The organism is Hydrogenophaga sp. (genome assembly GCF_026125785.1).
In the GTDB taxonomy this organism is placed as follows: domain Bacteria; phylum Pseudomonadota; class Gammaproteobacteria; order Burkholderiales; family Burkholderiaceae_C; genus Hydrogenophaga.
Genome location: NZ_JAHCKL010000008.1, coordinates 97,118 through 118,815, shown reverse-complemented (window position 1 = coordinate 118,815; position 21,698 = coordinate 97,118). Strand labels below are relative to the sequence as shown.

The 21,698-nt window shown below is 68.0% G+C and carries 22 protein-coding genes and 1 tRNA gene; 12 read left to right on the top strand and 11 right to left on the bottom strand.

Annotated features, from left to right (window positions below):
- Window positions 1–62: 62 nt before the first annotated feature.
- Window positions 63–992: a LysR family transcriptional regulator gene (locus tag KIT53_RS10420; RefSeq protein WP_297751696.1), complete on the top strand. Its 930-nt coding sequence runs from the start codon at window positions 63–65 to the stop codon at window positions 990–992.
- A gap of 16 nt (window positions 993–1,008) precedes the next feature.
- Here the strand turns inward: KIT53_RS10420 and KIT53_RS10415 are convergent, their stop codons facing one another.
- The 3 genes from KIT53_RS10415 to KIT53_RS10405 all read right to left on the bottom strand — a co-directional run bounded on the left by KIT53_RS10415 (window position 1,009) and on the right by KIT53_RS10405 (window position 4,100).
- On the bottom strand, window positions 1,009–2,499 hold the full coding sequence (locus KIT53_RS10415; RefSeq protein ID WP_297751693.1) for a tripartite tricarboxylate transporter permease: 1,491 nt from the start codon (window positions 2,497–2,499) through the stop codon (window positions 1,009–1,011).
- A gap of 1 nt (window position 2,500) precedes the next feature.
- Window positions 2,501–3,028, bottom strand: a complete 528-nt coding sequence (locus KIT53_RS10410) for a tripartite tricarboxylate transporter TctB family protein (protein ID WP_297751690.1) — start codon at window positions 3,026–3,028, stop codon at window positions 2,501–2,503.
- Window positions 3,029–3,140: 112 nt separating this feature from the next.
- On the bottom strand, window positions 3,141–4,100 hold the full coding sequence (locus KIT53_RS10405; RefSeq protein ID WP_297751686.1) for a tripartite tricarboxylate transporter substrate-binding protein: 960 nt from the start codon (window positions 4,098–4,100) through the stop codon (window positions 3,141–3,143).
- Window positions 4,101–4,240: 140 nt separating this feature from the next.
- Here KIT53_RS10405 and KIT53_RS10400 point away from each other — a divergent pair, with 140 nt between their 5' ends.
- Genes KIT53_RS10400 through KIT53_RS10390 form a run of 3 tightly spaced genes read left to right on the top strand, consistent with a single transcriptional unit; the run spans window position 4,241 to window position 6,811 of the window.
- Window positions 4,241–4,927: a response regulator gene (locus tag KIT53_RS10400; RefSeq protein ID WP_297751682.1), complete on the top strand. Its 687-nt coding sequence runs from the start codon at window positions 4,241–4,243 to the stop codon at window positions 4,925–4,927.
- Entirely contained in the window at window positions 4,924–6,387 is a 1,464-nt protein-coding gene (locus tag KIT53_RS10395) for a sensor histidine kinase (RefSeq protein ID WP_297751679.1), read from the top strand. Before KIT53_RS10400 ends, KIT53_RS10395 begins: the two co-directional genes overlap by 4 nt.
- The gene (locus tag KIT53_RS10390; RefSeq protein WP_297751676.1) at window positions 6,377–6,811 is read left to right on the top strand and encodes an RNA-binding S4 domain-containing protein; all 435 of its coding nucleotides are present in this window, start codon (window positions 6,377–6,379) and stop codon (window positions 6,809–6,811) included. The genes KIT53_RS10395 and KIT53_RS10390 overlap by 11 nt, the downstream gene beginning before the upstream one ends.
- 18 nt (window positions 6,812–6,829) lie before the next feature.
- On the opposite strand, the gene KIT53_RS10385 is transcribed toward KIT53_RS10390, so the two are convergent.
- Window positions 6,830–7,738, bottom strand: coding sequence for a DMT family transporter (locus KIT53_RS10385; RefSeq protein WP_297751672.1), 909 nt, complete (start codon window positions 7,736–7,738; stop codon window positions 6,830–6,832).
- Between the two features lie 31 nt (window positions 7,739–7,769).
- On the bottom strand, window positions 7,770–8,189 hold the full coding sequence (locus KIT53_RS10380; protein ID WP_297751669.1) for a VOC family protein: 420 nt from the start codon (window positions 8,187–8,189) through the stop codon (window positions 7,770–7,772).
- Between the two features lie 118 nt (window positions 8,190–8,307).
- On the opposite strand from KIT53_RS10380, the gene KIT53_RS10375 reads away from it, so the two are divergent.
- A complete protein-coding gene (locus KIT53_RS10375; RefSeq protein ID WP_297751666.1) occupies window positions 8,308–8,760 on the top strand; it encodes a hemerythrin domain-containing protein in 453 nt (150 codons plus the stop codon).
- A 216-nt stretch (window positions 8,761–8,976) separates the two neighbouring features.
- Window positions 8,977–10,089, top strand: a complete 1,113-nt coding sequence (locus KIT53_RS10370) for a serine hydrolase domain-containing protein (RefSeq protein ID WP_297751663.1) — start codon at window positions 8,977–8,979, stop codon at window positions 10,087–10,089.
- 141 nt (window positions 10,090–10,230) lie between these two features.
- On the opposite strand, the gene KIT53_RS10365 is transcribed toward KIT53_RS10370, so the two are convergent.
- The 6 genes from KIT53_RS10365 to cysS form a co-directional block, all read right to left on the bottom strand.
- Window positions 10,231–10,323, bottom strand: a tRNA-Ser gene (locus tag KIT53_RS10365).
- Window positions 10,324–10,377: 54 nt separating this feature from the next.
- Entirely contained in the window at window positions 10,378–11,658 is a 1,281-nt protein-coding gene (locus KIT53_RS10360) for an aspartate kinase (RefSeq protein ID WP_297751660.1), read from the bottom strand.
- A gap of 116 nt (window positions 11,659–11,774) precedes the next feature.
- Window positions 11,775–12,713 (bottom strand): tRNA lysidine(34) synthetase TilS, encoded by a 939-nt coding sequence (gene tilS, locus KIT53_RS10355; protein WP_297751823.1) that lies wholly within the window; start codon window positions 12,711–12,713, stop codon window positions 11,775–11,777.
- A gap of 17 nt (window positions 12,714–12,730) precedes the next feature.
- Window positions 12,731–13,702: an acetyl-CoA carboxylase carboxyltransferase subunit alpha gene (locus KIT53_RS10350; protein WP_297751657.1), complete on the bottom strand. Its 972-nt coding sequence runs from the start codon at window positions 13,700–13,702 to the stop codon at window positions 12,731–12,733.
- A 46-nt stretch (window positions 13,703–13,748) separates the two neighbouring features.
- Window positions 13,749–14,393 carry a DNA-3-methyladenine glycosylase 2 family protein gene (locus tag KIT53_RS10345; protein WP_297751652.1) on the bottom strand — a complete coding sequence of 215 codons (645 nt, stop codon included), beginning with the start codon at window positions 14,391–14,393 and terminating at the stop codon, window positions 13,749–13,751.
- Window positions 14,393–15,781, bottom strand: a complete 1,389-nt coding sequence (cysS, locus tag KIT53_RS10340; RefSeq protein WP_297751649.1) for a cysteine--tRNA ligase — start codon at window positions 15,779–15,781, stop codon at window positions 14,393–14,395. The genes KIT53_RS10345 and cysS overlap by 1 nt, the downstream gene beginning before the upstream one ends.
- 356 nt (window positions 15,782–16,137) lie before the next feature.
- On the opposite strand from cysS, the gene KIT53_RS10335 reads away from it, so the two are divergent.
- The 6 genes from KIT53_RS10335 to KIT53_RS10310 all read left to right on the top strand — a co-directional run bounded on the left by KIT53_RS10335 (window position 16,138) and on the right by KIT53_RS10310 (window position 21,681).
- Entirely contained in the window at window positions 16,138–17,151 is a 1,014-nt protein-coding gene (locus KIT53_RS10335) for a tetratricopeptide repeat protein (protein ID WP_297751821.1), read from the top strand.
- A complete protein-coding gene (locus KIT53_RS10330) occupies window positions 17,151–18,641 on the top strand; it encodes a L,D-transpeptidase family protein (RefSeq protein ID WP_297751646.1) in 1,491 nt (496 codons plus the stop codon). Before KIT53_RS10335 ends, KIT53_RS10330 begins: the two co-directional genes overlap by 1 nt.
- A 68-nt stretch (window positions 18,642–18,709) precedes the next feature.
- Window positions 18,710–19,243, top strand: a complete 534-nt coding sequence (locus tag KIT53_RS10325; protein WP_297751818.1) for a peptidylprolyl isomerase — start codon at window positions 18,710–18,712, stop codon at window positions 19,241–19,243.
- 2 nt (window positions 19,244–19,245) lie between these two features.
- Window positions 19,246–19,752, top strand: coding sequence for a peptidylprolyl isomerase (locus tag KIT53_RS10320; RefSeq protein ID WP_297751643.1), 507 nt, complete (start codon window positions 19,246–19,248; stop codon window positions 19,750–19,752).
- 250 nt (window positions 19,753–20,002) lie between these two features.
- Complete coding sequence (locus tag KIT53_RS10315; protein WP_297751640.1) at window positions 20,003–20,851, top strand: UDP-2,3-diacylglucosamine diphosphatase; 849 nt, start codon at window positions 20,003–20,005, stop codon at window positions 20,849–20,851.
- Complete coding sequence (locus tag KIT53_RS10310; RefSeq protein WP_297751637.1) at window positions 20,836–21,681, top strand: M90 family metallopeptidase; 846 nt, start codon at window positions 20,836–20,838, stop codon at window positions 21,679–21,681. Before KIT53_RS10315 ends, KIT53_RS10310 begins: the two co-directional genes overlap by 16 nt.
- Window positions 21,682–21,698 lie beyond the last annotated feature (17 nt).

The window sequence follows — 21,698 nt, the reverse complement described above, 5'->3', positions numbered from 1 at the left end:
TTGCCCAGAGGAATGGAACAGCGGTAGCCCCGAGAGCCGCACTTGAGATATACGATCAGCGCATGAATAAGCGCACCCTATCCACGACCCCGCCCGCTGCGGACCGCCTGGAACTCATGCAGACTTTCGTGCGCATCGTCGAGGCGGGCAACCTCTCGCGCGCGGCAGCGCAGATGCAGACCACGCAGCCCACGGTGAGCCGCCGGCTGCAGGCGCTGGAGCGTTCACTGGGCCTGCGCCTGCTGCAGCGCTCCACGCGCGCAATGCGGCTGACCGAGGACGGCGAGCGCTGCTACGAGCACGCCAAGTCCCTGATCGAAAGCTGGGAGGCGCTCGAAGCCGATGTGCGCGGGGAGGACGAGGCGCCACGCGGCAGCCTGCGCGTGGTCGTGCCGCACGCCTTCGGACAGGAACAGCTCGTGCGCCCGCTCACGGAGTTCCTGCAGCGCCAGCCCGGCGTGAACGTGGAGTGGTTGCTGCGCGACGACGTGCACGACCTGATCGGTGCCGGGGTGGACTGCGCCCTGCAGGTGGGCGAGGTGCGCGACCCGTCGGTGGTGGCCATCAAGCTGATGGATGTGCCCCGCATCGTGGTGGCGGCGCCCAGCCTGGTCAAAGGCGCCCGCAAGCCCCGGCAGGTCGCGGATCTCGCCCGCCTGCCGTGGTTGGCCTTGAGCACGTACTACCGCACGGAGGTTGCTCTGGCGCACGTGCACACGGGCGAGGTGCAGCGCTTCGCGATCCAGCCGCGCATGAGCACCGACAACCTGTACGCGCTGCGCCACGCGGCGGTGCTGGGCCTGGGCGTGGGCATCGGGTCCCAGTGGATGCTGGAGGACGACCTGCGCGCCGGCCGCCTGGTGCAACTGGTGCCGCAATGGCAGGCCCCTCACCTGCCGCTGCACCTGATCTACCCCCACGCACGCTTCTACCCGGCACGCCTGCGCCGGTTCATCGAGGCCATGCGGCAGGCGATGCCGGGCCAGGCATGAGCGGGGACCGGCCCTCTTACCCCAGCCCGCGGCGCGACAGCAGCCGCGGCACCACCAGCACCGCGACCACCACCGCCAGCAGCGTGGCCGACATCGGGCGCTCGAAGAACACCATCCAGTTGCCCTCACCGATGGACAGCGCGTTGCGCATCTGCGCCTCGGCCAGGGGCCCCAGGATCAGGCCGACGATGACCGGCGCGGTGGGAAAGTCGTACCGGCGCATGACCACCCCGAGCAGGCCCAGGCCGTACATCAGGAAGAGGTCGAAGGCGCTCTGGCGCATGCCATACACGCCCACGGTGGCGAAGATCAGGATGCCGGCGTAGAGCTGGGGGCGCGGGATCTTGAGCAGCTTGACCCACAGGCCGACCATGGGCAGGTTGAGCACCAGCAGCATCACGTTGCCGATGTACAGCGAGGCGATGAGGGCCCACACCAGCGTCGACGAGGTCTGGAACAGTTGCGGCCCGGCGTTGATGCCGTAGTTCTGCAGCGCGCTCAGGAGAATGGCGGCCGTCACCGAGGTGGGAATGCCCAGCGTGAGCAGCGGCACCAGGGTGCCGGTCACGGCGGCGTTGTTGGCGGCCTCGGGGCCGGCCACGCCTTCGATGGCGCCGATGCTGCCGAACTCGGCCTTGTGTTCGGGCGAGGCCAGCTTGCGCTCCGTGGCATAGCTCAGGAAGGTCGGGATCTCGGTACCGCCGGCCGGAATGGTGCCGAACGGGAAACCGATGGCGGTGCCGCGCAGCCAGGCGGGCCAGGAGCGGCGCCATTCCTGGCGCGTCATGTGCGCCTTGTTCATCTTGTTCATGCTGCTGGCGCTGCGGCCTTCGTAGAGCGCGTTGTAGAGCGCCTCGGCCACCGCGAACAGGCCCACGGCCACCAGCACCACCTCGATGCCGTCCATGAACTCCAGCACGCCAGCCGTGTAGCGCACCTGGGCGGTGATCTGGTCGATGCCGACCAGCCCCATAGCCAGGCCGAAGAACAGCGCCGTGAGGCCGCGCAAGGTGCTCTGCCCCAGCACCGCGCTGACCGTGGTGAAGGCCAGCAGCATGAGGCAGAAGTACTCCGGCGGACCCAGCTTGACCGCGAACGTGGCCAGGATGGGGGCGAACAGCGTGACCAGGATGGTGGCGATGCTGCCGGCCACGAAGGAGCCGATGGCCGAGGTGGCCAGGGCCGCGCCCGCGCGCCCGTTCTTGGCCATCTTGAAGCCTTCGAGCGCGGTCACCATGGTGCCGGTCTCACCCGGTGTGTTGAGCAGGATGGAGGTGGTCGACCCGCCGTACATGGCGCCGTAGTAGATGCCGGCGAAGAAGATCATGGACGCGGTGGGCTCCACCTGGCCGGTGATGGGCAGCAGCATGGCCACCGTGACCGCTGGCCCCAGGCCCGGCAGCACGCCGATGGCGGTACCGAGCGCGCAGCCCGCGAAGGCCCACAGCAGATTGATCGGCGTGCCGGCGGTGGCGAAGCCGTTGAGCAGGAGGTTGATGGTGTCCATGTCAGATCCAGCCGGTGGAGGTGATGCCGGGCAGGTTCACGGCCAGCAGTTGGGTGAACAGCCAGAACACCGGCGCGGCGATCAGCACGCCCACCACCGCGTCCTTCATGGTCTGCCAGGCGTCGCCAGCGGGCTTGCCTTCGCTGCCGCGCAGGCCGCGCACCGCGAGCACGAAGCACAGCGCGCAGCTCAGGATGAAGCCGATGGTGGTGATGAGCGCCGCGTTGAGCAGCACGCCGGCCGAGACCCAGGCCAGCGCGCGCCAGTCGCCGCGCGGCGCGCCCGAGGGTTCGGGCATGTCGCGGTAGCCGCCGGTCAGCACCTGGCGAATGAGCAGGATGCCGCAGACCGCCATGACCGCGCTGACCACCCAGGGCAGGAAGTTCGGGCCGACGCCCGCGTAGCCGGCCTGCGCGGGAATGGACCAGGCGCCTACGGCCAGCACGGCGGCGACCAGCAAGGCACCGATGCCCATGGCGAGTTGCCCGGACCGGTGGTTGACAGAGGAAGTGGGCTGGGGGGTGTCCATGGACGCTCCTTGTCCGGCCAAGACGGCCATGGCCGACCCGGCGCGCGCGGCGCCGGGCGGCGGTTTCTTCAAGGCGCGCCCGTGGGGCGCGCGGAGGGGGGTCAGGAAAGGATCAGACCATGCCGGCGCGGACCATGGTCGCGCGCAGGGAGGAGAAGTCGCGGTCCACGAACTCGTCGAAGGCCTTGCCGGTGAGCAGGGCCGGCGTCCAGTTGTTCTTCTCGACCGCGGCCGCCCAGGCCTTGCTCTGCGTGGCCTTGACGATCATGGCGGTCAGCGCATCGCGCTGGGCCTGGGTGATGCCCGCCGCGCCGTAGACGCCGCGCCAGTTGCCGATCTCCACGTCGATGCCCTGCTCCTTGAGCGTGGGCACATCGATGCCCTTGACGCGCTGGCCGGAGGTGACGGCGATCGCGCGCATCTTGCCGCTCTCGATGTACTGCTGGAACTCGCTGTAGCCGCTGCCGCCGATGGTGACGTTGCCGCCCAGGATGGCTGCGGTGGCCTCGCCGCCCCCACGGAAAGGCACGTAGTTGATCTTGGAAGCGGGCACGCCCACGGCCTGCGCGATCTGGGCCGCCGCGATGTGCTCGGTGGCGCCGCGCGAACCGCCGCCCCACTTGATGCTGCCCGGGTCCTTCTTGAGCTGCTCGACCACGTCCTTCATGGATTTGTAGGGCGAGTTTTCGGGCAGCACGAAGACGTTGTATTCGGTGGTCAGGCGCGCGATGGGCGTGAGTTGCGTGATCGACACCGGCGGCTTGCCGGTGATGATGCCGCCCAGCATCACCGCGCCCATCACCATCAGGGCATTGGGGTCGCCCTTGGCGGCGTTGAAGAACTGGGCCAGGCCGATGGCGCCGGCCGCTCCGCCCTTGTTCTCGAAGGTCACGGAAGACGCCACGCCGGCATCGCGCATGGCGTCGCCCAGCGCGCGGCCGGTGCCGTCCCAGCCGCCGCCGGGGTTGGCCGGAATCATCATCTTGATGTTCGCGCTGGCCCAGGCGGCGTTGGGCAGGGCACCCGCGGCGGCGAGCGCGGCAAGGGATTTGAGGAAGGTGTCGCGACGCATGGCTTGTCTCCTGGAATGAGGGAATGAAACGACCCTGGCATCTTGGCCTTGCACCCTGTCAGTTCGCTGTCCAAGACCCTGGTGAAAACCCTAGGGCCCGACAGCGCCGGCCTTGGCCGCCGACCATAATGCCGCCACAGATGAAGCTGCTGCTGATCGAAGACAACCCCACCATGCAGGCCACCCTGCGGCGCAGCTTCGAGCGCCGAGGCATACAGGTCATGGGCTGCGACGATGGCGCACGCGCGCTGTCCCTGTGGCAGGCCAGCCTACCGGACGCGGTGCTGCTGGACCTGAGCCTGCCCGGCATGGACGGCCTGGAGATCCTGAGCCAGGCACGCGCGGCCGGCCTGACCACACCGGTCATCATCCTCACCGCGCGCGGCACCGTGGGCGACCGCATCCTGGGCCTGAACACGGGCGCCGACGACTACCTGCCCAAGCCCTTCGACCTGGACGAGCTTGAGGCGCGCCTGCGCGCGCTGGTGCGGCGTTCCACCAGTGCGGAAGCGGCCAGCGCGGCGACGCGCAGCGCCGCCTGGTGCGGCATGCAGGTGGACAAGGACAGTGGCGCGGTGTACGTGGACAACCAGCCGCTGGAGCTGGCGCCACGGGAGCTGGCCCTGCTGCGCGCCTTGCTGGCCAAGCCGGGCCATGCGATCGCCAAGGAACGGCTCTTCGAACTGGTGTTCCCCGGCGAGAGCCAGGTGCAGCCCGAGGCCATCGAGGTGGTGGCCTACCGGTTGCGCAAGAAGATCGCGCACACCGGCGCCCAGGTGGTCACGCTGCGTGGCCTGGGCTACCTGCTCAAGAAGGCCGAGGCATGAAGCCCGCACGGCCGCCCCGGCGCGCGGCCACGTCGCTGCGCCGCAACCTGCTGGTGGGCATCCTGCTGCCGCTGGTGGCCTTCATGGTGATCAACACGCTGGTGCTGTACCGGCAGGCCCTGGCGGCGGCGGACACGGCCTATGACCGCACGCTGCTGGCCACCGCCAAGTCGCTGGGAGAGCAGCTCCAGGTCAGCGGCCAGGGCAGCGAGGCGCGCGTGCAGTCCACCATGCTGTATTCGGCGCTGGAGGCCTTCGAGGCGGACAACCGCAGCCGCCTCTTCTACCGCGTGAGCGGCTTCCAGGGCGAAATGGTCTCGGGCTTCGAGGACCTGCCTGCGCCACGCGCCAGGGTGCCGCAGAACAACATCTACGCCGCGCTGGTGAGTTTCTACGACGACGACTACCGGGGTGTGCCGGTGCGCATGGCCGTGCTGCTGCAGCCGGTGGCCGGCGTGCAGGGCCTGGGCATGGCCACCATCCAGGTGGCCGAGACGCTGGAACTGCGGCAGACGCAGGCGCGCCAGATCCTCACCGACACGCTCTGGCGCCAGGCCATCCTGGTGGTGGTGGTCGTGCTGGTCGTGGTGCTGGTGGTGCAGCGCGCCACCCGCCCGGTGCGTGCGGTGAGCCACGCCTTGGCCGCGCGCACGGAGAACGACCTCTCCCCGCTGGCCACGGAGAGCGCGCCGCGCGAACTGCTGCCGCTGATGGAGGCGACCAACCAGCACATGCAGCGCCTGGCGCACCTGCTCGAACACCAGAAGCGCTTCGTGCGCGACACCTCGCACCAGTTGCGCACGCCGCTGGCGGTACTCAAGACGCAGGTGCAGTCCGCCCTGCGCGGCGACGTGGAGCCGCGCCAGGCGCTGGAGGAGATCGGCCACACCGTGGAACGCGCCACCGAACTGGCCAACCAGATGCTCGCGCTGGCCAAGGTGGAGCAACTGCGGCAGGAGAAGAGCACACCCGTGGTCGACTGGTCCGAGGTGCTGCGCGCGGTGGCGCTGGACCTCTCCGCGCTGATCGCCGAACGCTCGCTGGACTTCTCGCTCGACGCGCACCCGGCACCGGTGCGGGCACACGAATGGGCACTGCGCGAGCTCAGCCGCAACCTGCTGCACAACGCCATCAAGAACACCCCGGCCGCCTCGCGCCTGGCGGTGACCCTGGTGACCGACGGGCAGACCGCCGCGCTCACCGTCAGCGACGAAGGGCCGGGCATCTCGCCCGCTCTGCGCGAGCGGCTGTTCCAGCCGTTCGCCACCGACCACCGCCGGGGCCCCAGCCTGTCGGGCTCGGGCCTGGGCCTGGCGATCTGCCGCGAGATCGTCCAGTCCCTGGGCGGCAGCATCGACCTCGACAACCGCGAGCAGCATGGCCAGGTGCGCGGCCTGGACGCCACGGTGCGCCTGCCGCTGGAATCACCCGACCACACACCCCCTCACCATGACATCTGAAGGCAAAGTACGGCTGGACAAATGGCTCTGGGCCGCGCGCTTCTACAAGACGCGCAGCCTCAGCAGCGAAGAGATCGACAAGGGCCGCGTGCGCGTCAATGGCGCGCCGGCCAAGCCCGCGCGCGAGCTCAGGCCGGGCGACGTGCTGGAGCTGCGCATCGGACACGAAACACGCACGGTCACCGTGCGGGGCCTGAGCGGCGTGCGGGGGCCGGCACCCGTGGCCGCCCTGCTCTACGAGGAAACCGCCGAATCCCAGCGGCTGCGCCGCGAGGCGGCCGAACTGCGCCGCGTCGCCCCCGAGCCGGCGCTGAGCCAGCCCATGGGACGGCCCACCAAGCGCGATCGGCGGCAGATCGAGCACCTGCGAGGCGGCGGCGACTGGAACGAGCGCTGGAGCGCTTCCATCGACCCCAGAGACTGAGGGCGACAGCGGCGCCACTCAGCCCTTGCGCAAGCCCAGCCACATCACCGTGGCAACCACCACCAGACCACCGGCCACCTGCACCGGTGCGATGGACTGCCCCAGGATGGCCCAGGCGAGCACGAGCGCGAAGATGGGCTCGATGTTCATGATGGCGGAATTGCCCACCACGCCCAGGCGCGGCAGCACCGTGAACATGATGGTGAAGGCGGTGCCATAGAGAAACGTCAGGCCCGCCAGGCCCATCCAGCCGACCGGCTCGGTGGGCAGCGACAGCCCGCCCTGGAAGCCCGAAGCCGCCAGCGCGATGAGCGCGACGATGCCCATGGTGGTCGCCGTGCGCAGCCGGCCATCGAGCCCCACCGTCTCGTGCTGGGTGACAACCAGCGCCAGGCCGAAGCTGGCTGAGCCCGCCAGCGCGAACGCCACCCCGACACCGATGCGCGCCCAGTGGCCGGTGGCACCCAGTCCCGAGGCCGCGCCGGACACGTCCAGCGCCAGGGCCAAGCCGATCAGCATCACCGGCATGGCGCGCAGCACGCGCGGCGCAGCGCGCTGGCCGTACACCACGCGCGCCCACAGCGCCGTCCACAACGGGTAGGTGTTGAAAGCCAGCAGCGCCAGCGCCACCGGCAGCCGTGCCACCGCGGCGTACAGGCACAGGCTTTGCACACCCACCAGCACGCCAATCAGCAACAGCGCCTTGCGGTGCCGGGACTGCAGTTGCACCGGCACACGGTAGGCCAGCAGGATCAGGCTGACCACCAGCGCGGTAACGCAACTGCGAAACGCCACGGCGGTGGCCACGCTCACCCCATGGTCGAACGCCAGGCGCGCGGCCACATGGTTCGCGCCCATCATGAAGGCGATCAGCAGGAGGGTGGCAAAGGCCGCGGTGGAAATACCTTGAGGTGTATGTGACTGCATGGCCCGCATTGTGCGGTGCCGGCCAACGGCCTCAGGCGTACACCATGAATTCCAGCAGATTGCCGTCGGGATCGCGGGTGTACACGCTGGTGCCCACCGCAGTGCCGCCATCGCGCGCACCCACGCGCTCGATGGGCCCCACCTCCACCGCGGCACCCACCCGGGCCAGCAGCTCCAGCACCTCCTGCACCGTGCCGTCCCAGACGAAACAGAAATCACCGCACCCCGGTACGGCGGTGGGACCGCGCAGTCTGAAGTCCGGGTTCTGCCACGCGGCGGGCGCGTGCACATTGATCTTGTTCTCGCCGAACTGGATGGCAAAGAACGGCTTGCCGGTCGCCCGCCACGCCTCGGGCGTGGGCACACCGAAACCCAGCGCGGCGTAGAACGCCATCAGCGCCTCTGGCTGCGCGGTGGGGATGGCCACATGGTCAAAACGTTTGATACCCATGCCGGCATCGTAACGGAGGCACCAGCCTGTCCGACATCCCGAGTCGGCGATGTCCTACGCGCGGGCACGGTGCAGGCGCGTAGCCTTGGGCTGGCACAGAAAGAAAGGAGCACCCCTCATGGACAACATCTACGAAGCCCTGCGAGAAAGCCACGAACTGCAGCGCAAGCTGTGCCGGCGCCTGCTGCGCACCGCCCCCGACAACCCTCTGGCCTGGTCGCTGTTCCAGGAACTGCGCGTGGAGCTCGCCGCCCACGCCGCCGCCGAAGAGCGCTTTCTGTACGCCCAGATCCTGTTCGACGACATGGGGCTGAAATCCTCGCGGCACGCGCTGGCGGAACACCATGAGATCGACGAATGCGTGGAGGACCTGGCCCGTGCGCGCCACGACCCGGCGCAATGGAAGCCACTGGCCAGGAAACTCTCCCACGAGGTGCACCACCACCTGCGCGAGGAGGAGCGCAAGTTCTTCCAGCTCTCGGGAAAAATCCTGAGCGACCGCCAGAAAGCCAGCCTCGCACCGCGTTACCGCCAGGACGCTCGGCGCATGCGGCAGGTGGTGGCTGCGTAGAACGCGGCCAGAGAAGCTCTCTTGTGCCGGCAACGGCTATGTCGTAGATTGCGCCCATCCCCTCTTCAGCAGCCCCTGTGCTGCACCGGGTGGTCAAGACCCCAGGAACCCGGTGGCGTGCTTCAACGGGGACAAGGCAACACCTGGGTGCGCGACATCTTCTTTCTGGCGCGAACCCAGCCGCCTTGACACGCTCTAGACAGGAGACTGCTTGCCATGCTGTTGCCGATGTCCCTGCGCCTGCTGGTCGCCGTGCTGCTCGGTGCGCTCACGCTCCCGCTGAGGGCACAGCCCTGGCACAAGATGGACAACCCGGAAGCGGTGCGCAGCGGCCTGGAGGCCAACGCCGCCCGTGTCTACCGCTTCAAGCCCGCATCCAACGTGCGCCCGCTGCCACCGGCTCCCGACAACGAGTCCACACGACCGGTGATCTCGGCGGTGCAGAGCTTTGCCCGTGGCACCTACGGAACCCTGCTGCTGGAAAACGGCTTGGTGCTCTTCGAAGGCTACGGCCAAGGCGCTCAGGCCGACTCGATGATCGGCGCCTACTCGGTCACCAAGAGCTGGACCGCCCTGGCCGTTGGAGAAGCGCTGTGCGCGGGCCGCATCAAGAGCCTGGACGACCTCGCTCAGGCCTATGCACCGCAATTGCAGGGGACGGCCTATGGTCGCGCCAGCGTGCGCGATCTGCTGCGCTACACCAGCGGAGCCGAGGACCCGGGAGGCAATGGCTACATTGGCATTCACAACCTGCGAGACTTCAACGCCATGGTCGAGCACCGCATGAGCCTGGCCGAGCTGATCGGCAAACACGGTGCGCCCAGTCGCTTCAAGCCTGGAGAGAAATTCATCTACAACGGACTGGACTCCGAAGCCTTGAGCCTGGTGGTGCGCGAAGCCACCGGGCAGCCGTTGCAGGCCTGGTTTGAAGCCACGGTCTGGCAGGAAGCCGGTGGCGAGTCGTCCGCCGCCTGGTTCGTCGACAGCGAGGGCAACGGCATCGCCGAGGTACTGGTGTTCGCCACCACGCGCGACTTCGCCCGAATCGGTCTGTACGTCCTGGAAAGACTGACCGATCAGGCCGGCAGCGCCTGCATGCGCCAGTTCGTCAAGGAGGCCGCCTCGCCTTTGGTGGCCAAAGGCTACTGGCAGTCGGCGCCGGCCTATGGCATGGGGCTGCACACCGGCGCGGATGGCCAAGTCTGGATGTTCGGGTACAACGGCCAACGAATTGGCGTGCGCACGGACAGACGGCGCGTGTTCGTCACCACCAATAACAGGGATGGCGAGGCGATCGACCGGGGCTCACAGAGCCTGCTCTCGCGCTGAACATCGGCGCCCTCCGGACAGGGAGCACCACGCTCGAGAGCACCTATTTTTGGCTTTCTCATCGAGGGGGCAAATTCCCCAATGAAAAAGCCCGCTTGCGCGGGCTTTTGGGACCAGTTTGGATCAGTCTGGACTGAATTCTGGCGGAGTGAGAGGGATTCGAACCCTCGATGAGGCTCTACACCCCATACTCCCTTAGCAGGGGAGCACCTTCGGCCACTCGGTCATCACTCCGGAAGCTGCGTATTATGCCTCAACTTCAACGGGCTCCAGCCCCGGCGAAGACGCTCAACCCGCGATGGTGTCGGCGGTCTGGTCGAGGTCGAACTCGCGGTGCAGCGAACGCACGGCGAGCTCCATGTACTTCTCGTCGATCACCACCGAGGTCTTGATCTCCGAGGTGGAGATCATCTGGATGTTGATGCCCTCGACGCTCAGGCACTTGAACATGCGGCTGGCCACGCCGACGTGGCTGCGCATGCCGATGCCCACGATGCTGACCTTGCAGATGCGAGCGTCGCTCACCACTTCGGCGGCACCGAGCGCGGGCACCACCTTGGTCTTGAGCAGGTCCAGCGTCTTCTGGTGGTCGTTGCGGTGCACCGTGAAGCTGAAGTCGGTCTTGCCGTCCTTGGAGAGGTTCTGGATGATCACGTCGACTTCGATGTTGGCGTCGGCCACCGCGCCCAGGATCTGGTAGGCGATGCCCGGGGTGTCGGGCACGCCGAGCACCGAGATCTTCGCTTCGTCGCGGTTGAATGCAATGCCGGAAACGACGGCTTGTTCCATGTCTTCGTCTTCCTCAAAAGTGATCAGGGTGCCGGAGGCGGCTTCTTCGTTCAGGTCGATGTCCCAGGGCGTGAAGCTGGAGAGCACGCGCAGCGGCACCTTGTACTTGCCGGCGAACTCCACCGAGCGGATCTGCAGCACCTTGCTGCCCATGCTGGCCATTTCCAGCATTTCCTCGAAGCTCACGCGGGCCAGGCGGCGGGCCTCGGGCACCACGCGCGGGTCGGTGGTGTAGACGCCGTCGACATCGGTGTAGATCAGGCACTCGGCCGCCTTGAGTGCAGCCGCCACGGCCACGGCCGAGGTGTCGCTGCCGCCACGGCCCAGCGTGGTGATGTTGCCTTCAGGGTCCATGCCCTGGAAGCCGGTGACGATGACCACGCGGCCGGCCTGCAGGTCGGCGCGGATGCGCGCGTCGTCGATGGACTCGATGCGGGCCTTGGTGTAGGCGTTGTTGGTCATGATCGGCACCTGCCAGCCGGCGTAGCTCACCGCCTCCAGGCCTTCGGCTTGCAGCGCAATGGCCAGCAGCGCGGAAGACGCCTGCTCGCCGGTGGCCGCGAGCATGTCGAGTTCGCGGCCATAGGCGGTGCCGGTCTTCGCCGGAGCCAGCTCCTTGGCCAGGCCGAGCAGGCGGTTGGTCTCGCCACTCATGGCGCTGGGCACCACCACCATCTGGTGGCCGGCCCGGTGCCATTTGGCCACGCGCCGGGCCACGTTGCGGATGCGCTCGGTGGACCCCATGGAGGTACCGCCGTACTTGTGAACTATCAAAGCCATCGGTTGGATCGGGTTGGTGAGTCGTCTCGGGTTGCCGGATCGGCGGTGCGCGGACCGCTGGTCCGCACGGACGCGGCTGCATCAGGCAAAACCCTGAGATTATAGGATGGGGGGTGTCAGCCCGCGCGGTAGCACAGGCGTTCGCCGTCGCGGACCACGCAGCCGCTGGCGACCTTGATCTCGATGCGATGGCCGCGTGTGGTGCAGGCGGCAATCTGGTCGAGCAGTTCTTCAAGCTGCGCGGCACTGGGTGCCACGCCCTCTTCTCTACGCAGCCAGGCGCGCAAGGCGTTGGCTTGCCGCTCGCGCGAGAGCGCACGCAGCGGCGTGATGGCCGGCGGCGTGCCGCAGGCAGCAAGGTCGATCGCCGCCAGCTCATCGAGCAGGCGCTGTGCCTGGGCCGCGTGCCGGGCACTGCGCGCGAGCAGGAGCCGGAAACCGGGGAATGCCTCGGCCCAGGCGGGCATCAGCGTGGCGCGGATGCGGTTGCGCGTGAAGCGCGCGTCGGCGTTGCTGGGGTCGTCCACGAAGGCGTGGCCAGCCTCGTTGAGCACGGCACGCAAGGCCTGCGCCGGCAGGTCGAGCAAGGGCCGGCCAAAGACCACGCCATGCCGCTCGAAGTGCTCGGGCATGGCCGCGAGGCCGGGCAGGCCGGCGCCCCGGCTGAGCGCCAGCAGCAGCGTTTCGGCCTGGTCGTCGGCGTGCTGGCCCAGCAGCACGCAGGAGGCGCCCTCTTCCTGCGCCATGCGCGCCAGGGCTTCGTAGCGTGCACGGCGCGCGGCGTCTTCCGGGCTCTGCCCCGGCGCGTGAGCCGCTTGCACATGGGCCACGCGCAACGGCACGCCGTGCCGCGCGCAAAACGCGCGCGCATGGGCCTCGAAGTCGTCGCCGGCGGCCTGCAGGCCGTGGTGCACATGGAACGCACGCGCCCGGTCCGGCCAGCGGTCGCGGACCGCCAGCAACAAAGCGGTGGAGTCGGCACCGCCGCTGTAGGCGACGGCAAGGGGAGCGGACCCGGCCACCGCCAGCGGGTGGCGTTCACACCACCCTGCCAGCGCCGGCCCGCAGAGGGTCACTTGGCCTTCGTGTCGGTGAAGCGGCCGTAGCTGTTGAGGCGCGCGTGGCGGCGCTCCAGCAGTTCCTTGACCTTGAGGTCGGCGACCTGGCGCCAGGCGTCGTTGAGGGCGCGCTTGAGGAAAGCGGCCATCTGCTTGTGGTCGCGGTGCGCGCCGCCCACGGGTTCGTTGACGATCTTGTCCACCAGGCCCAGGGCCTTGAGGCGGTGCGCGGTGATGCCCAGCGCGTCGGCGGCATCGCTGGCGCGGTCGCTGGTCTTCCAGAGAATGGATGCACAGCCCTCGGGGCTGATCACCGAATAGACCGAGTACTGCAGCATCAGCACCTGGTCGGCCACGGAGATGGCCAGCGCGCCACCAGAGCCGCCCTCGCCAATGATGGTGGAGATGATGGGCACCTCCAGTTGCGCCATTTCGAAGATGTTGCGGCCGATGGCCTCGGACTGGCCGCGCTCCTCGGCGTCGATGCCGGGGTAGGCACCGGGCGTGTCCACGAAGGTGAAGACGGGCAGCTTGAACTTTTCGGCCAGCTTCATGAGGCGCAACGCCTTGCGGTACCCCTCGGGCTTGGTCATGCCGAAGTTGCGCAGGCCGCGCTCCTTGGTGTCGCGCCCCTTCTGATGGCCCAGCACCATGCAGGGCTGGCCATTGAAGCGCGCCATGCCGCCGACGATGCTCAGGTCATCGGCGAAGTGACGGTCCCCGTGCAGTTCCACGAAGTGGGTGAAGATCTCGCGCACATAGTCCAGCGTGTAGGGCCGGTCGGCATGGCGGGCGATCTTGGTGATCTGCCACGGCGTGAGGTTGCTGTAGATGTCCTTGGTGAGTTGCAGGCTCTTGCCTGCGAGCTGTTCGATTTCCTCGGAGATGTCGACCGCGGATTCGGTCTGCACATAGCGAAGTTCCTCGATCTTGGTTTCGAGCTCGGCGATCGGCTGCTCGAAATCCAGAAAGGTCTTTTTGGCCAAGGTCAACTCCTTGTCTTGTCAACGACGTCCCGACGGGCCGGCGGGTTCAGTAGCTCACCGGCAGCGGATCGAGCGACCGCCAAATATACCAAGTCGCCACGCTGCAATACGGAGCCCAGGAGCCCGCCACTTCGCGGATCTCGCTGCGGCTGACAGGCTCGCCGGAAAAGTAGCACTGGCTGATGCCATTCTGCAGACCGATGTCGTCCAGCGGTAATACGTTGGGCCGCATCAGATGGAAGATCAGGAACATCTCTGCGGTCCATCGACCGATGCCGCGGATGGCCACCAGCTCGGCGATGATGGCCTCATCGTCCATCGTCGCCCAGCCCTTGACGTGCACCTGGTCGTTGGCGAAGTGCAGGGCCAGATCGACCAGGTATTCCACCTTGCGCGCGGAGAGGCCGGCCGCGCGCATGTCGTCCACCTTGAGCTTGAGGACGTAGGCCGGCGTCATCTTGCGCGGCAGGCACTCGAACCGGTCCCACACCGACTGCGCGGCCTTCACCGAGATCTGCTGACCCACGATGCTGCGCGCCAGCGTGACGAAGGCATCGCCGCGCGACTGCAGGCAGGCGCCGCCGTACTGGGGAATGAGCTTCTTCATCACCCGGTCCCGTTTCATCAGGTGCCGGCAGGCGTCCGCCCAGTAGGCGGGCGCGTCCTGCGGCAGGCTGCTGGCGGTGGCCATCAGGCACGCTCCCAGGTGGTGCCGGCGGGACCGTCCTTGAGCACGATGCCCTGTGCGAGGAGGTCCTGCCGAATGCAGTCGGCCAGCGCGAAGTCGCGCGACTTCTTGGCGGCGGCACGCTGGTCGATCAGGCTGAGAATCGCGGCCTCGTCCGGCCCGTCGCCATGTGCACCGCCGGCCTGGAGGTAGGCGGCCGGATCGCTCTGCAACAAGCCGAGCACGCCGCCCAGCGCGCGCAGCAGACCTGCCAGGTCCGCATCGCGCGTGCGGTTCACCTCGCTGGCCAGTTCGAAGAGCACGGCAACGGCCTCTGGCGTGCCGAAATCTTCGTCCATCGCGGCACGGAAGCGCTGCGCGTGCGGCTGCCCCCAGTCGATGCGCTCCAGTGGTGCCGCAGCGACCTGCGACAAGGCGGTGTAGAGGCGCTTGAGTGCGCCACGCGCATCGTCGAGATGGGCATCGCTGTAATTGAGCGCGCTGCGGTAGTGCGCCCGCAACACGAAGAAGCGCACGGTCTCGGGGTCGTACTTGCCGAGCACTTCGCGGATGGTGAAGAAGTTGCCCAGGCTTTTGGACATCTTCTCGTTGTCCACGCGCACAAAGCCGTTGTGCATCCAGACACGCGCCAGCGGCTGCCCCGTGGCGCCCTCGCTCTGGGCTATTTCGTTTTCATGGTGAGGGAACTGCAGGTCCGCACCGCCGCCATGGATGTCGAAGGTCTCGCCCAGCATCTCGCAGCTCATGGCCGAGCATTCGATGTGCCAGCCTGGGCGGCCCGCGCCGTAGTTGCTGGGCCATTTGGCCTCTGCCGGTTCCTCGGCCTTGGCGGCCTTCCAGAGCACGAAGTCCAGCGGGTCGTGCTTGCCGTCGTTCACGGCCACGCGCTCGCCGGCCCGCAACTCGTCCAGCGACTTGCCGGAGAGCTTGCCGTAGCCGTCGAACTTGCGCACCGCGAAGTTCACATCGCCGCCTTCGGCCCGGTAGGCCAGGCCGCGCGATTCGAGCCGCTCGATCAGCGACAGCATCTGCGGCACGTACTCCGTGGCACGCGGCTCATGCGTGGGCCGTTCGATGCCCAGGGCATCGGCGTCCTGGTGCAGCGCGTCCACCATGCGGTTGGTCAGCGCGGTGATGGTCTCGCCGTTCTGCAGTGCGCGGGCGATGATCTTGTCGTCGATGTCGGTGACGTTGCGCACATAGGTCACGCGGTAACCGCTGGCCTTGAGCCAGCGCTGCACGACATCGAAGGCCAGCATGGAGCGGGCATGGCCCAGGTGGCACAGGTCGTACACCGTCATGCCGCAGACGTACATGCGCACATGCCCTGGCTCGATAGGCTGGAACGCCTCCAGCCGTCTGGTCAGCGAGTTGTGGATTTTCAGGGACATGGAGCGGCAGCGGGCAGGAGACGACGAAGGCAATGTTCAGCATCCGGGCATCGGTGGCAGTGCCTTGTGTGACACCCTGCAACACCCGGGCCCGCCAGTGCTGCGGATGGCCCGGCAAGCCCCAGGGAACCGGACCCCCTCAGATACAATCCGCCAGTATATCCAGCCCGTTGGTGCACCCCTGTGCGGCTGCGGGCCTTCGATCAACGTTTCACCGGCGCCGCCCCATTCCGGCACGCCGGGTTCGCCTCCGAGGTCCCATGCGCCACTCCGCGAAATCCCAGTCCGGCTTCAACACCGCCGCGCCGTCCAACGCACGGACCCTGCGTCTGCGCCATGCCGTGCTCGGCGTGGCGATGGCGCTGCTGGCAGGCACATCCACGGTCTGGGCGCAATCCGACGAGTACGCCGAGGTCAACCGCCTGGTGCGCGCCGGCCAGTACAACGAAGCCATGTACAAGGCCGACCAGTACCTGGCCAGCAAACCACGCGACCCGCAGATGCGCTTCCTCAAGGGCGTGATCCAGACCGAGAGTGGCAAGTCCGCCGAGGCCATCACCACCTTCGCCAAGCTCACCGAGGATTACCCCGAGCTGCCCGAGCCCTACAACAACCTGGCCGTGCTCTATGCCGGCCAGAGCCAGTTCGACAAGGCCCGCGCCGCGCTGGAGATGGCGATCCGCACCAACCCGAGCTATGCCACCGCCCATGAAAACCTGGGCGACGTGTATGCCAAGCTCGCGAGCCAGGCCTACAGCAAGGCCTTGCAGCTCGATGCGGGCAACACCGCCGTGGCACCCAAGCTCAGCCTGATCCGCAACCTGTTCGCCGGCAACACCGGCAAGGCCGGTGCCCTGGCCGCGCCGGTGGCGGCTGCCACTGCGCCAGCAGTGGCACCTGCGCGGCCGCCGGCGCCTGTTGCGGCCGCGCCTGCACCCGCTGCGGCCCCCGCGCCCACCGCATCCACGGCCGCTCCGGCGCCCGCGCCCGCCTCCGCTGCGGCCGCTGCGCCCTCGGTCGGCGGTGACACACAGCGCGAGGTGGAGGCCGCCGTGGCGGCATGGGCCAAGGCCTGGTCGTCGCGCAATGTGGCCAGCTACCTCGCGGCCTACGGCCCGGGCTTCACCCCACCCGGCGGGCAGTCCCGCGCCGCATGGGAGGCCGAGCGCCGCGCACGCATCGAGCCGCGTTCGCGCATCGGCGTGGAAGTGAGTGAACTCACCATCACCGCGGTGGACGCCAACCGCGCAACGGCACGCTTCCGCCAGGAATACGCCTCGGACACCCTGAACGTCACCAGCCGCAAGACCCTGGACCTCGTCAAGAGCGGCAACCGGTGGCTCATCGTGCGGGAATCCACGGGATCCTGATGGCCAACCGGCGGTTTGCGCAGCGAGGCCATGCCGGCCTGCCGGGGGACCTGATGGAACCGGGCAACGGTGGCATGCGCTGGCGCACGCCCCGGGGCCGGGCGCTTGCGGGGCTGCTCGCCTTGCTCGTGCTGGCACTGCTCGGCACGCTGGCCCTGGGTCGCCTGCCTCACATCCCCCAGCACCCCACGGACGGGAACGCCTACACCCTGGCCCGCCCACCCGCTCTGATCGACAGCGCGCTGGCGCGCATGGACGACCTGGCACGCGGGCTTGCGGGCAACAGCCGCTCGGGCCTGACCAGCGCACCACTGACACCGGAGCGTCTGCAGCAGATCCAGCCGCTCATGGGAGATGCGGAGGCGAGGCTGATCGGGATCTACCAGCTCATCGGCCAGGGCCAGCATAGGCAGGCCTTGCAAAGGGCCGAGGTTCTGGTGCGCGACCACCCGAACTTCCAGCTCGCCCAACTCCTCTATGGCGACCTGCTCAGCCTGCAGGCGCGCCCGGTGCGCCTGCTGGGCGATGTGCCCGACACCACGGCGCAGGCCGGCGCACAGCAGTTGGACACGCTGCGCGAAGAATCACGCCGACGCCTGCGCGCCCTCACGGAACGGCCACCCGAAGGGGCCATTCCGACGCAGTTCCTGACGCTCTCCAACCAGAACCGCCACGCCATCGCGATCGATGCCGCGCGCTCGCGCCTCTACCTGTTCGAGAACCTCAATGCCAGGCCGCAGGCCGACGCCGGGGCCGATGCGCAGCCGAAGCTCAAACTGCTGGGCGACTACTACATCTCGGTAGGACTGCAGGGCATCGAGAAGGTCGCCGAGGGCGACAAGCGCACGCCCACCGGCGTCTACTTCATCACCAGCACCCTCAACCCGGCCAATCTGCCTGACCTGTATGGCGTGGGCGCACTGCCCATCAACTACCCGAATCCGCTGGACGTGCAGCGCGGCAAGACAGGCAGCGGTATCTGGCTGCACGGCACGCCCAGCGAGCAGTTCGCGCGCGCGCCACAGGCCTCCGATGGTTGCGTCGTGCTCTCCAACCCAGACCTGGAGCGGGTGCTGGCCACCGTGCGCATCCGGACCACGCCGGTGGTGATCGCGCCGGAACTGCAGTGGGTGCAGCCCGATGCGCTGGCTGATGAACGACAGCAGTTCAACGAGGTCCTGGAGGCCTGGCGCCTGGCGCGCAGCACGGGCGATGCAGACCGGCTCAAGGGCTTCTATTCCGAACGGTTCATGAACCAGGGACGCGACCTCGCCCAGTGGTGGCCGCGCGTGGAAACCGAACTGCGCTCCAACGGTGGGCGCGAACTGCAACTCAAGGACCTGTCGGTGCTGCGCTGGCGCGACCAGGAGGACACCATGGTGGTCACCTTCGGCGAGGTACCCGCCGGGTACAGCCGAGGCGTCACCAAGCGGCAGTACTGGACGCGCGAGCGCGACCGCTGGACCATCTTTTTTGAAGGAAGCATCTGATGACGACCCCTACCCTCCTCGCCCGCGCCGGCATCTCGCGCCGACTGCTGGTCACGGTCCTGGCCGCGATGAGCCTGCCGCTGTCCGTGGCCGCGCAAGGTGCCGCCGCCCCCAAGGTCCGGCTGAACACCTCGATGGGCGACATCGTGCTCGAGCTCTACCCCGACAAGGCGCCCAAGACCGTGGACAACTTCCTGCAGTACGTGCGTGACAAGCACTACGACGGCACCATCTTTCACCGCGTGATCGACGGCTTCATGGTGCAGGGCGGCGGCTTCACCTCCGGGTTCGAACAGAAGGCCACGCGCGCACCCATTCCGCTGGAGACCGGCAACGGGTTGAAGAACGACCGTGGAACGATCGCGATGGCACGCACGTCCAACCCCCATTCGGCAACCGGCCAGTTCTTCATCAACGTGGTCGACAATGCCAACCTCAACGCCCCCAAACCCGACGGGTACGGCTACGCCGTATTCGGCAAGGTGATCGCCGGCATGGATGTCGTGGACAAGATCCGCGCCGTGCCGGTGGGGGACATGGGCATGCACCAGAACGTGCCCCGCACACCCATCACCATCCTCAAAGCCACCCTGGAGAAATGAACATGGCCAACCCCAAAGTCGAACTTCACATTGCCGGACATGGCGTGATCACGCTGGAACTCGATGCCGAGAAGGCGCCCCAGTCCACGGCCAACTTCCTGGCGTACGTGAACAAGGGCCACTACAACAACACGGTCTTCCACCGCGTGATCCCTGGCTTCATGGTGCAGGGTGGCGGCTTCGAGCCGGGCATGAACCAGAAGGCCACCGACACACCGATCGCCAACGAGGCCAACAACGGTCTCAAGAACGACACCTACACCATCGCCATGGCCCGCACCAGCGATCCGCATTCGGCCACGGCCCAGTTCTTCATCAACGTGGCCAACAACGGCTTCCTCAACCACACCGCACCCAGCGCGCAAGGCTGGGGCTATGCGGTGTTCGGCAAGGTGGTTTCCGGTACCGAGATCGTCAAGAAGATCGAGGGCGTGCCCACCGGCCGCAAGGGCTTCCACGACGACGTGCCCAAGGAGGACGTCGTGATCGAGAAGGCTGTCGAGGTGTGATGGGAGGCTCCCCCCTGCGCCGCTGCGCGGCTTCCCCCCTCTCTGGCGCGCCTGCGGCGCTGGGAGGGGGGACGATGCCTTGGGCCGGCGGAGCCGGACCCTCGGCATCTCTGGGATCGGGACGCCTCGCTTCGCTCGCGCGGGTACCTTGGGCCGGCGGAGCCGGACCCTCGGCATCTCTGGGTGGAGGGCGCAGGGGCTCTCGGTCACGTGAGGGCTGCGGGTCTTCCTTTTCGGGGAAAGGCCTGGGGTGAAGGACGCAGGCCGCTTCGCCGAGTTGAGCGCGCCCGCGCATTGGCAGGTGGTGGATATCATCTCTGACCTGCATCTGCAGGCCAGTGAGCCCGGTACCTTTGAGGCCTGGCAGCGGTACCTGGCGCATCCCCCGCTGGGGCGCGCCGCGGACGCGCTGTTCATCCTGGGCGATTTGTTCGAGGTGTGGGTGGGCGACGATGTGCTCGACGCCGGTACGCCCGCCACGGGCGAGCGTGAATTCCAGCGTGCCTGCGCGCAGGCACTGCATGCCCACAGCCTGCACACACCGGTGTTCTTCCTGCACGGCAATCGCGATTTCCTGCTGGGGCCCAAGGCACTGGAAGCCTGCGGCATGCAAGGCCTGGAAGACCCGACCGTGCTCGTCTTCCTGGGGCAGCGCTGGCTGCTCAGCCACGGAGATGCGCTGTGTCTGGACGACACCGACTACATGCGCTTTCGCGCCCAGGTGCGCGCACCGGCATGGCAGCGCGAGTTCCTGGCGCAGCCACTGGAACAACGCGAGGCGGTGGCACGTGGGCTGCGCGCGCAAAGTGAAGCACGCAAGCGCGACACAGGGCACGACCCCAGCCTCTGGGCGGACGTCGATGCCACTGCAGCCCGCGAATGGCTGCAAAGTGCCCAGGCCGCCACGCTGGTTCACGGACATACGCACCGCCCCGGCGAGCATGCGCTCGGTGGGCCCGGTCTGTGCCGCGTGGTGCTCAGCGACTGGGATGCCGGCGCCACCCCCCCGCGAGCCGAAGTTCTGCGGCTCGACAGCCAGGGCCTGCGACGCCTGAGGTTGTCGCCCGACGGAGCCACCCCCCCGTGCTCGACCTGCTGAAGAGTTGGCTGCCGCGCAGGCTGCGCCGCCCGCCTCCGGTACCCGACAGGCTGTGGCGCAAGACCCTGGACAGCCACGCCTTTCTGGCCTCGCTGGATGAGCAGGAACAGGCCCGGCTGCGTGCACTGAGCAGCCACTTCCTGCTGGAGAAGGAGTTCCATGGGGCCAACGGCCTTGTGGTCACCGATGCCATGGCCTTGGCCATTGCGGCCCAGGCCTGTCTGCCACTGCTGCACATGCGCGGCGTCTCAGGCGAACCGGTACGCGATCCGCTGGAGCTGCTGGACTGGTACGGCGACTTCGTCGGCATCGTCGTGCAACCCGGGGCGGTCGTGGCACGGCGCAAGACCATGGACAGCGCGGGTGTGGTGCACCACTACGACGAAGTCCTGGCGGGAGAGGCCATGGACCGTGGTCCCATGATGCTGAGCTGGGAGGACGTGGCCCGCGCCAGCGAGGGTGCACACCAGGGCCACAACGTGGTGATCCACGAGTTCGTGCACAAGATGGACATGCGCGGCATGCAATTGGGCGACGTGCCGGATGGCGCACCGCCCCTGCCGTCAGGCTTCATGGGCACGCGCCAGCCCGCGCAGGCCCGGGACCTCTGGCGAGAAACCATGCAGACCGCCTACGACCGCTTCCGCGAGGCGGTGTCCATGGCCGAGCGCTTTGGTGGCGAAACGCCCTGGCTGGACGACTACGCCGCCAAGGATCCGGCCGAGTTCTTCGCCGTCACCTGCGAGGCCTACTTCGTCAGCCGCGAGCGCTTCGCGCAGGAGTTCCCCGAGCTGATGCCGCTGTACGACGGTTTCTTCCGCGCCGCCTGATCGGCCTCACCACCCGG

What these genes read in the sequence shown, in the direction of transcription:
- KIT53_RS10420 (WP_297751696.1), top strand. Translation starts at nt 63, where the DNA reads ATGAATAAGCGCACCCTATCCACGACCCCGCCCGCTGCGGACCGCCTG.
- KIT53_RS10330 (WP_297751646.1), top strand. Translation starts at nt 17,151, where the DNA reads ATGGCCAACCGGCGGTTTGCGCAGCGAGGCCATGCCGGCCTGCCGGGG.
- KIT53_RS10360 (WP_297751660.1), bottom strand. Translation starts at nt 11,658, where the DNA reads ATGGCTTTGATAGTTCACAAGTACGGCGGTACCTCCATGGGGTCCACC.
- KIT53_RS10415 (WP_297751693.1), bottom strand. Translation starts at nt 2,499, where the DNA reads ATGGACACCATCAACCTCCTGCTCAACGGCTTCGCCACCGCCGGCACG.
- KIT53_RS10405 (WP_297751686.1), bottom strand. Translation starts at nt 4,100, where the DNA reads ATGCGTCGCGACACCTTCCTCAAATCCCTTGCCGCGCTCGCCGCCGCG.
- KIT53_RS10400 (WP_297751682.1), top strand. Translation starts at nt 4,241, where the DNA reads ATGAAGCTGCTGCTGATCGAAGACAACCCCACCATGCAGGCCACCCTG.
- KIT53_RS10325 (WP_297751818.1), top strand. Translation starts at nt 18,710, where the DNA reads ATGAGCCTGCCGCTGTCCGTGGCCGCGCAAGGTGCCGCCGCCCCCAAG.
- KIT53_RS10410 (WP_297751690.1), bottom strand. Translation starts at nt 3,028, where the DNA reads ATGGACACCCCCCAGCCCACTTCCTCTGTCAACCACCGGTCCGGGCAA.
- KIT53_RS10390 (WP_297751676.1), top strand. Translation starts at nt 6,377, where the DNA reads ATGACATCTGAAGGCAAAGTACGGCTGGACAAATGGCTCTGGGCCGCG.
- KIT53_RS10345 (WP_297751652.1), bottom strand. Translation starts at nt 14,393, where the DNA reads ATGGCCACCGCCAGCAGCCTGCCGCAGGACGCGCCCGCCTACTGGGCG.
- cysS (WP_297751649.1), bottom strand. Translation starts at nt 15,781, where the DNA reads ATGTCCCTGAAAATCCACAACTCGCTGACCAGACGGCTGGAGGCGTTC.
- KIT53_RS10320 (WP_297751643.1), top strand. Translation starts at nt 19,246, where the DNA reads ATGGCCAACCCCAAAGTCGAACTTCACATTGCCGGACATGGCGTGATC.
- KIT53_RS10385 (WP_297751672.1), bottom strand. Translation starts at nt 7,738, where the DNA reads ATGCAGTCACATACACCTCAAGGTATTTCCACCGCGGCCTTTGCCACC.
- KIT53_RS10380 (WP_297751669.1), bottom strand. Translation starts at nt 8,189, where the DNA reads ATGGGTATCAAACGTTTTGACCATGTGGCCATCCCCACCGCGCAGCCA.
- KIT53_RS10370 (WP_297751663.1), top strand. Translation starts at nt 8,977, where the DNA reads ATGCTGTTGCCGATGTCCCTGCGCCTGCTGGTCGCCGTGCTGCTCGGT.
- KIT53_RS10335 (WP_297751821.1), top strand. Translation starts at nt 16,138, where the DNA reads ATGGCGCTGCTGGCAGGCACATCCACGGTCTGGGCGCAATCCGACGAG.
- KIT53_RS10375 (WP_297751666.1), top strand. Translation starts at nt 8,308, where the DNA reads ATGGACAACATCTACGAAGCCCTGCGAGAAAGCCACGAACTGCAGCGC.
- KIT53_RS10395 (WP_297751679.1), top strand. Translation starts at nt 4,924, where the DNA reads ATGAAGCCCGCACGGCCGCCCCGGCGCGCGGCCACGTCGCTGCGCCGC.